Raw genomic sequence first — 14501 nt, forward strand, 5'->3', positions numbered from 1 at the left:
TGCCTCGCGGTGCTTGTGAACTCTTACAAGGTTTGAGACTTGATCAGGACTTAGGGGCTTGCTCTTCCCCTACGGAAAGCGTGCTGATCAGGCGCTTGATGTCTTCCTGCACGTCGGATGGCAAGCCGTCCAGCTCGCTCAGGACTTTTGTTTCGCCCGCCGAAATGGAGTCAATCGCCAGCAGTTCCCGCGATCCGGTTATCACGAACAACACATCGACTCCGGCTTTGGCAACGGCCCTGAGGTATTCAGCATTCGGAAAGCGATTGCCTCTTTCGTAAAGCCCTTGGGCATTGGCCTCAACCCCGCCAATCAGCCCCAAATCACGCTGTGAAAGATCGAGTCGCTTTCTTTCCAGCTTCAGTCTCAGGCCCATGCCTTCCATTCGATAAGTCCTGATGCCGACCGCTCTCGTGAAGAGGTCGTTGTGTATGAGGTGTACAGCAGATTAACAGAAGCCCTCGATGTGTGATGGCTTTGATCCTTGCTGATTATTCACGAAGCCTCTCTAGCTCGGGCCGCGAGAGATGCGCTTGCCAGGCCTGGCAGCAATCTGGCTGGCTTGACCGTCGCGCTGCTTTCCGGTTCTGGCTTCACTGATCAGCGCTGGAATTAAAGGTCCTTCAGGCAGATTTTTCCAGAAACGACTTGGAAAATGGCCTTCCATGACTTTCGGATTCAGCCGTGCAGGGTTGAAGATGTGGCTGTAATAGGTCAGCCACAACTCGCCACCCGGGTCGTCAGCGTTGCGCGCCAGTTGTTGCCAGGCAGGCGGGCAGATGCGCTGATGGATTAGTTGCTGGCCGTCGTAATACACGCCGTCTTTGGGCGTGGCAATCATCCAGCGATGCTGACCCATGCGGCCAACAAAATGCTGGCTGGCGCTGTGGAGGATGTCGTGGGCGGGTTCGTGCCACGCGACATACTGCGGCTGCGCGTATTGCTCCGGCAATTCAGAGCCAGGCAATGCAACAAAACGCAGAAACGCATGCAGATGATGCGCCTCTCGGCTGACCTGCTTGATCCGTCGATGCAGCTCGCTGCCCAGTTTGTCGCCCGCCAGCATTGCAGTGCGATCCCCATGGCTGACTCGCCATAGCACTTCGTACAGCAGGCTCCAGCGTTGATCGCCTCGAAACTGCGCGGCGTTTTCCAGTAGTTGCAGCAATGCCAGCGGAATACGTGCCTGAAAGGGCCCTTGTTGTTCCGGGTAGCTGTGATCAGAGCCGAACAGGTCACTACCGTCGCTGGACTTCCAGCTCACCTGACTGGGATCGACCTCATGACTGAGCAGCCAGCGTGCCTGCTGCCGCCAGGTGTCGAACAGGTCGTCGCAATCCAGGCAAATCATCCCCACAACCCCATCTGCTGCGGAGCAGGGCGGTCGCGCAACAGCATGTGCAGTGACTCGCTGCTGCTCTCTGCCTGAGTCGGGTGGTAGTCACAGGTGATGATGAACGGCTTGGCCTTGGCCAGCACGCAACGCATGCGGGTCAAGTCTTCGTAGCGGATTCGACGTTGACGGCGTAGCTCCACCAAACGATTGGTCGTGCGGATACCGATGCCCGGAATTCTCGCAATCTGTGAAGCATCAGCGCGGTTGAGGTCCATGGGGAACAGACTGCGGTTGTTCAGCGCCCAGGCGAGTTTTGGATCGATGTCCAGCGCCAGATCACCCGCGCCCTGAAACAGTTCTTTGACCTTGAAACCGTAACCACGCAACAGGAAATCTGCCTGATACAGGCGATGTTCACGCATCAATGGCGGGGCGGCCAGGGGAACACTTTTCGGGCTGTTGGGGATCGGACTGAACGCGGAATAATAGACCCGGCGCAGGCCGTAATTGCCGTACAGAGATTCAGCGCTGCCAAGGATAGTGCTGTCGTCGGTTTCGTCGGCGCCGACGATCATCTGCGTGCTTTGCCCGGCGGGAACGAAGCGTGGCGCGCGCGGCTCGTTGAGGATCGTCTGTTGCCCGGTATGGATGGTCTGCATCGCCTGCTTGATCGTGACGACGTTTTTTTCCGGTGCCAGTGTTTTCAAGCCGTCATCGGTGGGCAGTTCGATGTTGACGCTCAAGCGATCCGCGTATCTGCCGGCCATTTCGATCAGCGCCGGGTCAGCGTCCGGGATGGTCTTGAGGTGGATATAACCACGAAACTCATGGACCTCCCGAAGCTGTCTCGCCACCTCGATCAACTGCTCCATGGTGTAGTCGGACGAGCGAATGATGCCGGAACTGAGAAACAGCCCGCTAACGCAGTTACGGCGGTAGAAGTCCAGCGTCAGGGTGACCACTTCCTCGGGGCTGAAGCGTGCGCGGGGGACATCACTGGAGCGGCGATTCACGCAGTATTGGCAGTCGTACAGACAGAAATTCGTTAGCAGGATCTTGAGCAGCGAAACGCAGCGTCCGTCGGGCGTGTAGCTATGGCAAATGCCCATGCCGGTACTCGAACCAAGGCCGGTCTTGCCTTCCGAACTGCGCTTGGGCGCGCCGCTGCTGGCGCATGAAGCATCGTACTTGGCGGCGTCAGCGAGGATGCTGAGCTTGTCGATCAGCTGCATGGGAAACTCCGATACTGTTTGCATGTACAGTATAGGGTTCGATTGCGCGAGGCAATGTCCTGCGGTCGGGTGAATGGGCTTTATCAGTTATGAGAAATGGAATGGATGGATATTGTGAGTTGGAATGCAATCCCATGTGGGAGCGGTGCTTGCCCGCGATTTGCGTTGCCTGTATCGCGGGCAAGCACCGCTCCCACATACGATCCCATTTCAATTTAAATGAGCAAAATCTTCACTTGAAAACCTCTGCCACTCCTCAGAACTTCCCCTACAACCCCTGACTCCCGCGAATCAGATCATACGCCCGCCGCGCCAGCGGGTTGACCGTGTTGGGCCTGATCCATAGATGGTAAGTGACGTCCGGAAGACGCGGCAGACCGTCGTTTTCACCCAGCACGCGCATGTCCGGGCCAAGCATCTCCATGCTTCTTGCAGTGACCCCGAGCCCCGCGCGGGTGGCGGCCTTGACACCGATCAGGTTGGATGCAAGGTACGCCTGACGCCAAGGGATGTTTGCGCGCTCCAGCGCTTCCAGCGCATAACGCCGATAAATGCTCGGCTCATCAATCAGGATCAAGGGTAGCGGCTCGCCTGGCTCGTGAATGTACCCGGCAGAACAGATCCACCACACCGGCGATGTTCGTAAAGCGAAGCCTTCAAGGTCAGGATCTTCGCGAGTGGAAATCACCAGATCCACTTTGCCGCGATGCAAATCGTCCATCAGAAACGGGCTGCGGCCGACGTCTATTTCCAGCCGCAGGCGGGGTGCTGAACGGGCGATATGGCTGAGGATCGGCGGCAGGATTGTATCGGCGATGTCGTGAGGCGAGCCGATGCGCAGGACGCCACTCAAGCTGTCCTCGCGCAGGGAGTTGAGTGCTTCGTCATTGAGCGCCAGCATTTGCCGGGCATGACGCAATAACTGACGGCCCGGTTCGGTGAGCTGTTTCTGGCGGCCCTGCTTCTGAAACAGGCTGACCCCCACTTGTTGTTCCAGACGCTGCATGTGCTGGGTCACGGAGGATTGCGTGCGTGCCAATCGGGCTCCGGCTTCAGCAAAGCTGTGGTGATCGACCACTGCGATGAAAGTGCGCAGCAATTCAAGGTCAAGGGTTGGGCTGGACGGGTTGTTCGGCATGGGGAATGGCTCGGTTCATATCATTCAGGCAACCCAATACATTACGTATTTTTATGTAATGTCGTTCGGTGTTTTTGAGAAACTCCACGAACGCTAGGTTTTACGAGCTTATAGCGTTTTTGCTTAAATCTGGAATACAGAAAGTTATAACCATATTTGATATTTGAATTTCCGTTAATCGTCGGCGCTACCTAGGATGCCCACACATCAGGTCGGGGTACGCCGACCATTAACAGGGAATGATTATGCCGACCACTCGCTCTCCAGTTTCTCGTTTCATGCCCGTCATGCTGGGCGCTTTGGTTTCGCTCGCCGTTAGCGGTATGGCCCAGGCCGATGCCACGCTGGACAAGATTGAAGCCCGGCACAAGCTGGTGGTCGGGGTTCTGCTTTCCGGTGGGCCGTTCGGTTCGATCGACCCTTCCAGCCAGAAACCCAAGGGCTTGAACGTCGATCTGGCCGAAGACATCGGTCGCCGTCTGGGTGCTGAAGTGGAGCTGGTGCCGGTGTTGCCAGCCAACCGTGTGCAGTTCCTGCAGCAGGGCAAGGTCGACCTGTTGATCGCCAACATGGAATGGACCGCCGAGCGCGGCCAGATTCTGGGTTCTGTGCCGACACCTTTCTATCGGGTTGGCGGCACGGCAGCGGTATTGAAGGACAGCAAGATCAATACTTGGCAAGACCTTAAAGGTCAGCCAGTGTGCACTTCCCAGGGCAGCAGCTACGTCAAGCCGCTGACTGAGTTCGGTGCTGAACTGAAGGCGTTCAAAAGCTCTTCCGAATCGCTGCTGGCGCTGCGCGGCAACAACTGCGTCGCTGCAGTTCATGACTCCACCCTGATCAATCCATTGTTGGCCAGCAATCCTGAATGGAAGGACTACCGCGCCATCTCTCCGGAACTCAACCCGGCGCCGTCGGTGATCTGGACCCGTCAGGGCGAAACCGACACCCAGGCCAAGCTGGACACCATCGTCAAGGACTGGCACCGCACCGGCTTTCTGATCGAGGCCGAGAAGCGCCACAACATCACCCCGGCATCGCCTGCGCTGGTTGAGCTGCATGCGCAGTTCAAGGGCTGAGATTTGATTTGTTGACCCTTTGTGGGAGCGAGGCTTGCCCGCGATGCATGAGACGCGGATGGAAGAGACACCGCGTTATCGTTTATCGCGGGCAAGCACCGCTCCCACAGGATGCACTATTCCAAATGACCGACTTCGGTTACCTAGGAAACACCCATGAACACCTTCTTCACCCGCAAAACCCTTACGGCCCTCGGCCTGGTGCTCTGTGCCGGGCTGGCACATGCCGACGCGACGCTGGACAAGATCCAGCAGCGTCACAAGATCAGCATCGGCGTGATTCTCAGTGGCCCGCCATTCGGCACCATCGACCCCACCACCGGCGAGCATCTTGGCTATAACGTCGAGCTGGCCAAAGGGATCGCCAAACAACTGGGCGTCGAGCTGGAAACCGTTTCGGTACTTGCACCCAATCGTGTGCAGTTCCTGCAGCAGGGCAAAGTCGATCTGCTGATCGCCAACATGCAGTACACCGATGAGCGCGCCGAGATTCTCGATTACGTGCCGACCCCTTATGAAGAAGTGGGCGGCGCAGCACTGATTCGCAAAGGCTCGGGCATTAGCAAATGGGAAGACCTAAAGGGCAAGCCGGTATGCGTGTCCCAGGGCAGCAACTTCATCAAGCCATTGCAGGAGACCTACGGTGCGCAGATCAAGGCGTTCCGCAGTCAGTCCGAATCGCTGCTGTCCCTGCGCGGCAACGGTTGCGTAGCGGCGGTGCACGTCAGTCCGACCATGCATGCGCTGCTCAGCGAAGCGGAGTGGGCTGATTATTCGACTCCTTTGCCGACCGACCTGATCCCGTCCAACTCGGTGATCTGGATTCGCAAGGGCGAACATGACGTGCAAGCCAGACTTGACGCCATTGTGCGTGACTGGCACCGCAGCGGCTGGTTGATCGAAGTCGGTGAGCGCACCGGCATGGCACCTTCCCAGGCCTTGCGCGACCTGCATGAAAAATTCCGTAACGCTGCGCCGTTGGCCGTCAAGCAATGAGTGCAGACCTGTTCGAAGCGTTGCAGCACCTGCTGGGCGCCAGCCACGTGCAAAGCGGTGAACACGCCGCGCCGCAACTGACCGACAAACAGGGCAGTTATGTCGGGCGGGTGGTGGCTATCGTGCATCCGGCCGACACCGAACAGGTCGCAGCGGTTGTGCGTTTGTGTGTCGCCCATGAAGCACCGATTGTGGTGCAAGGCGGCAACACTGGATTGATGGGCGCGGCGACACCCGATGAGACTGGAAACGCCGTGCTGTTACTGCTCGATCGTCTGAATCGCGTGCGTGCCATTGATACCGACAACGACACGTTCACCGTCGAGGCTGGTTGCATCCTGCAAAACCTGCAGGGCGTGGCGCGCAGCGTCGACCGTCTGTTTCCGCTCAGCCTGGGTGCAGAGGGCAGTTGCACCATCGGCGGCAATCTGGGCACCAACGCAGGCGGCACTGCGGTGTTGCGTTATGGCAACACCCGAGAATTGACCCTGGGTCTGGAAGTGGTAACTGCCGAAGGCGAAATCTGGCATGGCTTGCGTGGCCTGCGTAAAGACAACACCGGCTACGACTTGCGTGATTTGTACATCGGCAGCGAAGGCACGCTGGGCATTATCACCGCTGCGACCTTGAAGCTTTTTCCTCTGCCCAAAGCGCAGGCAACGGCGTTCCTGGCGTTTGAGTCGCTGGATCAGGCGGTGAGCTTTCTGTCCCACGCTCGTGCCGGATTTGGCGCAAGCCTGACGGCTTTCGAATTACTGACGGCGGATTGCCTGGCGTTGTTGCGCGAACAATTCCCGGAAGGTCCCAAGCAAGCCCTTTTCCAATTCAGTGCAACCCTGGTTCGCACTGCTGGAGCTGTCTGACAACCACAGCGAAACTCATGCCCGACAGTCGTTTGAAGACGTGTTGGGCGCTGCGTTTGAACGCGATCTGTTGGCCGACGCGTTGATCGCCGAAAGCCTCGCTCAAAGCGAAGCTCTGTGGTTGCTGCGCGAGAACATGAGTGACGCGCAGAAACGCGCCGGTCGCAACATGAAGCATGACATTTCTGTGCCGATCTCCCGTGTGGTCGAGTTCGTTGCCCACACCGATGCCTTGTTGCAGAAGCATTTCCCCGGCGTGCGCAACTTCACTTTCGGCCATCTGGGCGACGGCAATCTGCACTACAACGTGGCCCATCCGCTGGATTCGACAGTTGAAGCGCATATGGCTAATTACGCCGCTTTAAGTGCACTGGTGCACGACAGTGCCCATGCCTTCGGCGGCTCGATCAGCGCCGAGCACGGCATCGGTCAGCGCAAGTTACAGATGCTGACCCGCTATAAAAGCCCGGTAGAGCTGGACCTGATGCGTCGCATCAAGCAGGCGCTGGACCCGAAAAACCTGCTCAACCCCGGCAAAGTCCTGGTGGTTGGCGAACAGGGAGAAGCGCCATGAGTGTGCGTCTGTCAAAACGCGTGCAGCGCGTCACGCTGTCGGCCAATGCCGCAGCCAAATCCCGCGTCACCGCCTTGCGCGAAGCCGGAGTCGATATTCTCGACCTGACTACCGGTGAGCCGGATTTCGATACCCCGGAACACATCAAGCAGGCCGCCTATGCGGCAATTGCGGCGGGCGACACCAAATACACAGCGACTCCCGGCGTAAAGGCCTTGCGTGATGCCGTGCAGCGCAAACTCAAACGGGAAAACCGTCTGGACTACACGCTGCCCTCTATCGTGATTGCCAATGGTGCCAAACAGATTATCTACAACGCCTTCGCTGCGACGCTGGATGACGGTGATGAAGTGCTGGTGCCGGTACCGTACTGGCCGTCGTTCCCTGACAGCGTACGTTTCAGTGGCGGCGAACCGGTGTTCATCGAATGTCCGTTGGAGCAGGGCTGCAAACTGACGCCAGCCCAACTGGAAAGCCACATCACTGAGCGCACTCGCTGGCTGATTCTCAACGGGCCTGGAAATCCGAGCGGCGCGGTGTACAGCGAAGCCGAACTGTTGGCGCTGGCCCAAGTCCTGCGCCGCTATCCGCAGGTTTTGGTCCTGCTTGATGAGCTGTATGAGCACATTCGGTTTGATGACCGTCAGGCGTTGAACCTGCTCAACGTCGCGCCGGATCTGCAATCGCGTTGCCTGCTGGTGGGTGGGGTGTCCAAAACCTACGCCATGACCGGCTGGCGCATCGGCTTTGGTGCCGGTCCGCAACAACTGACGACCGCCATGACCGTCGTCCAGTCGCAGTCCACCTCCGGCGCATCGTCGGTGGGGCAGGCTGCGGCACTGGCGGCCTTTGAAGGTGGCCTGGGTTTCCTGCCGGAGCAAGTCGCGGCTTATCACCAGCGTCGCGATCTATTGGTTGCTGCATTGCGCGATGTGGATGGCTTACAGGTGCTGGAGCCACAAGGCGGATTCTTTGTGTTTGTCCGCTGCGCCGGTTTGCTCGGCCGTTATCGTCCGGACGGTCAGCGCATTGATAGCGACGCCGATGTGGTCGACTGGCTGCTTGAGTCCGGCGTTGCTGGCGTCGCAGGAAGCGCCTATGGACTGTCGCCCTGGTTCCGCCTGTCGATTGCCACAGCAACGGCCAGCGTTGCCGAAGCCGGACGGCGCATTGCCGCAGCCTGCGCACGTTTGCACAGCGAGGTCCCGGCATGAGTCATTGGCTGGAACTGTTCGTGCACTGGACCGCCGGGTTCGGGCTCAACTACAACTTCTTGCTGGATGCCTATCAGCGCGGATCCATGGTGGACGGTGCGCTGACTACGCTGTTGCTGTGTGCATTCACCATTGTCGGCAGTTTGCTGGTGGGTGTCGTGCTGGCGGCAATGCTCACCTCGGGCAAGGCTTATCTGGCAACTCCGGCGCGGATCTTCATTGAAGTTACCCGTAACACGCCGACGCTCGTCCAGCTGTATTGCGCGTTTCTGGTGCTGAACATGTTGCTGACTCAGGCGGTCGGCGCGGCGAACCCGCTGACGCCGTTTGCCTGGGTGGTGATCGTGATCTCCCTGCACAAGGGTGCGTTTCATGCCGAGGCATTACGCGCCGGTATCGAGGCAGTGCCGTCAGTCACCATGGAAGCCGCCAGCTCGCTGGCATTCAGCAGCCGTCAGTTGCTATGGAATGTGCAGTTGCCGCTGGCGCTACGGTTTGCCTTGCCGTCACTGATCAACAACCTGATTGATCTGGTGAAGATGACCGCTGTGGCGTCGGCCATTGCCGTCGGCGACATCACCTACGCGGCGATCATGATCTGGACCCAGAGCGACAACGTGCTGGAGTTGATGATCCTGATTCTGTCGTTCTTTGGCTTGCTGAGCTTCGTCGTCAATTGTGTAGGCCGCGCCCTCGAAGCGCGCCTGAGGATGCCTGGTTATGGCCATTGATTCTTCCACAGCAGCGGCGCCGGTGGCCTGGCCACGTCGCCACTTGGGCAAGCTTCTTCTGGCGGTGCTGGTGGTGGCCTGGCTGATATTCGCGGCGCCGCAAAGCCCGGTGTTTATGGCCTTGGTGCAATGGTCGCCCGCGTTGGCCAAGGGCTTCGGGCAGAACATTCTGATCAGCCTGGTGGCGATTGGTCTGGGTACTGTCGCAGGGCTTTTGATCGGTGCGCTGGCCTTGTCGCCCGCCTGGATATTGCGTCTTCCGGCGCGAATCTGGGTGCAGATCTTCCGTAATGCGCCGTGGTTGGTGCTGATCTATTTCACGACGTACGTGTTCCCGTTCGAAATTCACATTGGCAGCTCTTACATAGCGTTTCCCGACTGGGTCAAGGTCACCATCGGCCTGGCATTGCCTGCCAGCGCCAACGTCGCGGAGATCTTCCGTGGTGCGATTGGCTCGATCCCGAGCACTCAGTGGGAAGCAGCACGCTCACTGGCGTTCACCCGCTGGCAGATTTTCACGTCGATCATCCTGCCGCAGTGCTTCAAGCGGATGTTGCCGCCGTGGATGAACCTCTATGCGGTGATCACCATGGGCACGGCATTGGCTTCGCTGGTGGGTGTGCACGATGTTATCGACACCGCACAGATCGCCAGTAATACCGTGAATCAGACCGGTTTCACGGTGCTGATTTACCTGAGCCTGTTGGCACTGTTTTTTGCCTACTGCTATCCGATTTCCCGTTTGACTCAACGTCTGGAGCGCCGTTATGCCTTCTACTGATAAAGCGTCCAGCCCTCTGGTCAGCCTGCGCGATCTGCATTTATCGTTCGGCACCAACCATGTCCTCAAAGGTATTGATCTGGAAGTGCAACGGGGGCAGGCGGTGTCAATTATCGGGCCTTCAGGTTCGGGTAAATCGACCATCCTGCGTTGCATCACCGGTCTGCTGCAGACCCAGCGCGGGACCATCCAGGTCGGTGCAACGGAGGTCAACAAGCTGGCCACCGAAGCCGACCGCATCGAGTTGCGTAAGCGGGTTGGCTTTGTGTTTCAGCAATACAACCTGTTTCCGCATCTGTCGGTACTGGAGAACCTGGTGATCGCGCCGCGCAAGGTGCTGGGTGTCAGCCGAGCCGAGGCTGAGCAACAGGCTCGTGCGCTGCTGGCCAAGGTCCGCATGGAACACAAGGCGGATGCTTATCCCGGCCAATTGTCGGGTGGTCAGCAACAGCGGGTGGCGATTGCCAGGGCGTTGGCCATGCGGCCGGAATTGATCCTGTTTGACGAAGTGACCTCCGCGCTGGACCCGGAAACGGTCGGCGAGGTACTGACCGTGATCCGCGAGCTGACGGAGGAGGGTATGACCTGTGTGTTGGTCACCCACGAAATGCGCTTTGCCGAAGAAATCAGCGACGTGGTGTATTTCACCGAAAACGGTCTGATCGTTGAACACGGCAGCGCCGAGCAGATTTTCCAGCGGCCGATCAGCGAGCGTACCCAGGAGTTTCTGCGTCATGCGCTGGGTGATTCCGGTCGCCGTCCGGCAGCACAGAATGATCCGTATGTGCTGGGCAATCTGGGCCGGTACAGCATTTCTGTTTGAGGCTTTAAGAGGACCCCCAACTGTTTTGATTTGAAATGCTTTCCCATGTGGGAGCTGGGCTTGCGGGCAAGCACCGCTCCCACAGGAAGATCGCATTCCAATTCAACAAATAATCCAGGAGTATTTATGACCATTGAAAACCGTGCCGAAGCCATCGAAACCCTTTTGCAGCAAGTGCGTGTGATCAACGACCGCGGCGTAGACCGGGCGGCGTTGCAGGAGATCATTGGGTTGCTTGAAGGCCTCGCCACTCGCCATGACCTGTTCAACTTCGACACGTTTCCATCACCGGTGCCGGGCGCTGGCTCGACGGCTTTTCGCTATCGCCTGAACGACGACGGCAATACGCCAACGCTTTACATGAACTCGCTGCTGCCAGGCAAAAAGACCTTGCCGCACAATCATGAGACCTGGGCCGTGATCGTTGCTGTGCAAGGCCAGGAGATCAACTACGTCTGGGCCCGTACCGACGACGGCAGCAATCCTGAATACGCCAGACTCGAACTGGAAAAAGAGGTCGTGGTGCAGCCGGGCACGCCAATCGGTTTCCTCGGCGAAGACCTGCACGGTATTCGTGTGGACGGTGAAACGCCGACTCTGCATTTCCATTTGTATGGCCGCCCGCTGGAGTCGTTGAACGGCCGGTTTGGCGTGAACGAAGAAGGCCGTGTGCTGAATTACAACGCCTCGCAGATGGAGCCTTCGATCAAGGCCTATGCGTGATTGAACTGCTCTGTTTGCATGCCTGTGGCAGCGCGCCGACGATAACTTTTCAGATGCCACTGCCGCTCTGGAGCGAGCAGAGGACCTGTGGAAGCGGTGCTTGCCCGCGATGCATGAAACGCGGATAGAAGTCGCACCGAGTTATCGTTTATCGCACACAAGCCCAGCTCCAACAGGCCCTGCGTCAATACAACAATTTGTGAGATTCCATGAGCCAGACCATCACTCCAGCACAACTGCAGCAGTGGCTTTTCGACGGACAGGAAATTGCCCTGTTTGATGTGCGTGAGCACGGCCAATACGGCGAGGCACATTTGTTCCACGGGCAGAATCTGCCGTATAGCCGACTGGAAATTGAAGCGCCGCGTCTGGCGCCCAATCCTGCCGTACGTCTGGTGATCTATGACCAGACCGGCAGCGACGTGGCCCCACGTGCAGCCGCTCGTCTTGCGGCGCTGGGTTATCAGCAGGTGCACATCCTGCAAGACGGCGCGGATGGCTGGCAGGCAGCGGGTTTGCAGCTGTTCGCCGGTGTTCACGTGCCTTCCAAGGCATTTGGCGAACTGGTGGAAGAGGCCAGCCACACGCCACACATCACCGCTGGTGAGCTGGCGCAATGGCAGGCTCGCGGCGAGCCGTTGCTGGTGCTCGACGGTCGGCCGTTCGATGAATACCGCAAAATGACCATTCCCGGTTCCATTTGCTGCCCCAATGGCGAACTGGGCTATCGGCTGCCGGCGTTGATCAACGATGAAGTCACGCCAATTGTCGTCAACTGCGCAGGGCGTACCCGCAGCATCATCGGTGCACAAACGCTGATCGATCTGGGCGTGAAAAACCCGGTTTACGCCTTGGAAAACGGCACTCAAGGGTGGTATCTGGCTGACCTGCAACTGGAGCATGGCAGCACTCGACGTTATCCCGATCAGGTGGCGGTCGAATCCCTTGGCAAACAGCGCAAAGCCGCTCATGCACTGGCGCAAAAAACCGGTGTCGAAACCGTCAGCGCGGAGCAGGTCGCCAGATGGGCAGAAGATAAAACCCGTAGTCTTTTCCTGTGCGACGTGCGCACTGCTGAAGAGTTTGCCGCAGCGACCTTGCCGGGCGCGCAACATACGCCGGGCGGGCAGTTGATTCAGTCCACCGATCTGTACGTCGGCGTGCGCCATGCGCGTGTTGTGCTGATTGATTCCGATGGCATTCGTGCACCTATTATTGCCGGCTGGCTGCGCCAGTTGGGGCATCAGGCTTACGTGCTGGCCGACGGTGTCAACAGTGGTCTGGCGCTGCCAGTCGCTCAGCGCCTGGAGGCTGCACCGTTGCCGATTATCAAACCGGCGGCCGCCTTTGATGCCTTGAAGGATGACGCCATTGCCCTGATCGATCTGCGCCCAAGCACCCGCTTCCGCAAGGCGCACATCGAAGGTTCGCGCTGGTCGATTCGCCCACTGTTGGCTAACGCGGTGGCTGATGAAACACGACCGCTGGTTTTACTGGCCGACAACCATGAAGTCGCGCAACTGGCGGCTCTTGAACTACCTGAAGCGCAACGTGCGACAGTGCGTTTGCTGGAGGGCGGCTTTGCAGCCTGGCAAGCAGCGGGCTTGCCGCTGGTAGAGAGCTCCACGGCGCTGGCCGACGCCCAGTGCATCGACTTCCTGTTCTTCACTCACGACCGGCATTCCGGCAACAAGGACGCGGCACGTCAGTATCTGGCCTGGGAAATAGGCTTGCTGGCGCAAATGACCGAACAGGAAATCAACAGTCTGAAGCCTTTGCACGCAAAAAAGCCTGAGCGCCCGTCCTCTACCTCTGATGTGCGGACACGGCTGGTCCACGCCGCGCGCACTGAAAAAGGCAGCGGCGGGCGCGCAGTCAATGTTCCGGTGACCCGAATGAGCACCGTGCTGTTCGACAGCCTCAGCCAGATGCGTGACATCCGTAAGCGTCGCGATACGGAACGCGTTCTGAGCTACGGCGCGCGGGGTAATCCGACCGGGTTTGCCCTGGAAGATCTTGTCACCGAGCTGGAAGGCGGGTATCGCACCAAGCTGTTCTCGACCGGACTGGCGGCTGCGGCGCAAACCTTTCTGGCGTATCTGCGCCCGGGAGATCATGTGCTGCTCACCGACGCGGTCTATGGCCCGGTGCGCAGACTGGCGAAAGAGTTTCTTGCCCCGTTCGGTATCGAGGTCGGTTATTTCCCGGCCGATGGACGCGGGCTGGAAGGGCTGCTGCAAGCCAATACCAAAATGGTCTACGCCGAGGTGCCGGGTTCGTTGCTCTACGAACTCTGTGATCTGCCTGCCATCGCAGCACTGTGCAAACCACGGGGCATTCTGCTGGCCGTCGATAACACCTGGGGTTCGGGCTACCTGTATCGGCCGCTGACGCTGGGTGCCGACATCTCGATCATGGCGTTGACCAAGTACATTTGCGGCCATAGCGACGTGGTGATGGGCAGCGTTTGCACGCGCAAGGAGGTGTGGCCAGCTTTGGGGCGAATGAGCGAAACCTTCGGCAACACCGTCAGCCCTGACGATGCTTATCTGGTATTGCGCGGCGCCCGGACGCTGGCCTCGCGGCTGGATGTGCATGAGCGTCAGGCACTGGAAATTGCCCATTGGCTACAGGCGCAACCTCTGGTCAAAAGGGTCTTCCATCCGGCGCTGGTGGAGCATCCGGATCACGCGGTGTTCAAGCGCGACTTCAGTGGCAGCAACGGTTTGTTGTCGTTCGAACTGGTGAATGCCGATCCTGCTCAACTGGACCTTTTTATCGGCGCCTTGAGTCTGTTTGGACTGGGTGCGTCGTGGGGCGGTTACGAGAGCTTGATCACAGTTGCCGATTTGAGTGATCGGGAGAATCTGGCGGATAAGGCGCTGAACCCGGTGCTGCGTTTGCACATTGGTCTGGAGGATGTGGCGGCGTTGATCGAAGATCTGCAAAAAGGCTTTGTCGCAATCGGTACATGGTGAACATAAATGTTATTTCATAACATTTAGATTTTC

General features: G+C 58.6%; 12 protein-coding genes and 1 pseudogene. 9 read left to right on the forward strand and 4 right to left on the reverse strand.

Features of this window, described 5'->3' with window-relative positions; translation table 11 throughout:
- Positions 1–43: 43 nt before the first annotated feature.
- From AUC60_RS23665 to AUC60_RS23680, 4 genes are all read right to left on the reverse strand, one after another.
- Entirely contained in the window at positions 44–385 is a 342-nt protein-coding gene (locus tag AUC60_RS23665; protein ID WP_087273436.1) for a helix-turn-helix domain-containing protein, read from the reverse strand.
- A 123-nt stretch (positions 386–508) separates the two neighbouring features.
- A complete protein-coding gene (locus AUC60_RS23670; RefSeq protein WP_087273439.1) occupies positions 509–1351 on the reverse strand; it encodes a TIGR03915 family putative DNA repair protein in 843 nt (280 codons plus the stop codon).
- Positions 1348–2568, reverse strand: a complete 1221-nt coding sequence (locus tag AUC60_RS23675; RefSeq protein WP_087273441.1) for a putative DNA modification/repair radical SAM protein — start codon at positions 2566–2568, stop codon at positions 1348–1350. The genes AUC60_RS23670 and AUC60_RS23675 overlap by 4 nt, the downstream gene beginning before the upstream one ends.
- A 268-nt stretch (positions 2569–2836) precedes the next feature.
- Positions 2837–3706, reverse strand: a complete 870-nt coding sequence (locus AUC60_RS23680) for a LysR substrate-binding domain-containing protein (RefSeq protein ID WP_087273443.1) — start codon at positions 3704–3706, stop codon at positions 2837–2839.
- Between the two features lie 245 nt (positions 3707–3951).
- On the opposite strand from AUC60_RS23680, the gene AUC60_RS23685 reads away from it, so the two are divergent.
- From AUC60_RS23685 to metC, 9 genes and pseudogenes are all read left to right on the forward strand, one after another.
- A complete protein-coding gene (locus tag AUC60_RS23685; protein WP_087273446.1) occupies positions 3952–4785 on the forward strand; it encodes a transporter substrate-binding domain-containing protein in 834 nt (277 codons plus the stop codon).
- 156 nt (positions 4786–4941) lie between these two features.
- Complete coding sequence (locus AUC60_RS23690) at positions 4942–5781, forward strand: transporter substrate-binding domain-containing protein (protein WP_087273448.1); 840 nt, start codon at positions 4942–4944, stop codon at positions 5779–5781.
- Positions 5778–7218: pseudogene (locus AUC60_RS23695) on the forward strand (FAD-binding oxidoreductase). The gene AUC60_RS23690 and the pseudogene AUC60_RS23695 overlap by 4 nt, the downstream one beginning before the upstream one ends.
- On the forward strand, positions 7215–8432 hold the full coding sequence (locus AUC60_RS23700; RefSeq protein ID WP_087273450.1) for an aminotransferase class I/II-fold pyridoxal phosphate-dependent enzyme: 1218 nt from the start codon (positions 7215–7217) through the stop codon (positions 8430–8432). Before AUC60_RS23695 ends, AUC60_RS23700 begins: the two are co-directional and overlap by 4 nt.
- The gene (locus AUC60_RS23705; protein ID WP_087273452.1) at positions 8429–9163 is read left to right on the forward strand and encodes an amino acid ABC transporter permease; all 735 of its coding nucleotides are present in this window, start codon (positions 8429–8431) and stop codon (positions 9161–9163) included. Before AUC60_RS23700 ends, AUC60_RS23705 begins: the two co-directional genes overlap by 4 nt.
- Complete coding sequence (locus tag AUC60_RS23710) at positions 9153–9944, forward strand: amino acid ABC transporter permease (protein WP_087273454.1); 792 nt, start codon at positions 9153–9155, stop codon at positions 9942–9944. The genes AUC60_RS23705 and AUC60_RS23710 overlap by 11 nt, the downstream gene beginning before the upstream one ends.
- Positions 9931–10767 carry an amino acid ABC transporter ATP-binding protein gene (locus AUC60_RS23715; RefSeq protein ID WP_087273456.1) on the forward strand — a complete coding sequence of 279 codons (837 nt, stop codon included), beginning with the start codon at positions 9931–9933 and terminating at the stop codon, positions 10765–10767. The genes AUC60_RS23710 and AUC60_RS23715 overlap by 14 nt, the downstream gene beginning before the upstream one ends.
- Before the next feature lie 126 nt (positions 10768–10893).
- Entirely contained in the window at positions 10894–11490 is a 597-nt protein-coding gene (locus AUC60_RS23720) for a cysteine dioxygenase family protein (RefSeq protein ID WP_087273458.1), read from the forward strand.
- A 209-nt stretch (positions 11491–11699) separates the two neighbouring features.
- Positions 11700–14468: a cystathionine beta-lyase gene (gene metC, locus AUC60_RS23725; protein ID WP_087273460.1), complete on the forward strand. Its 2769-nt coding sequence runs from the start codon at positions 11700–11702 to the stop codon at positions 14466–14468.
- The last annotated feature ends 33 nt before the right edge of the window (positions 14469–14501 follow it).

This window comes from Pseudomonas caspiana, from assembly GCF_002158995.1.
GTDB lineage: Bacteria > Pseudomonadota > Gammaproteobacteria > Pseudomonadales > Pseudomonadaceae > Aquipseudomonas > Aquipseudomonas caspiana.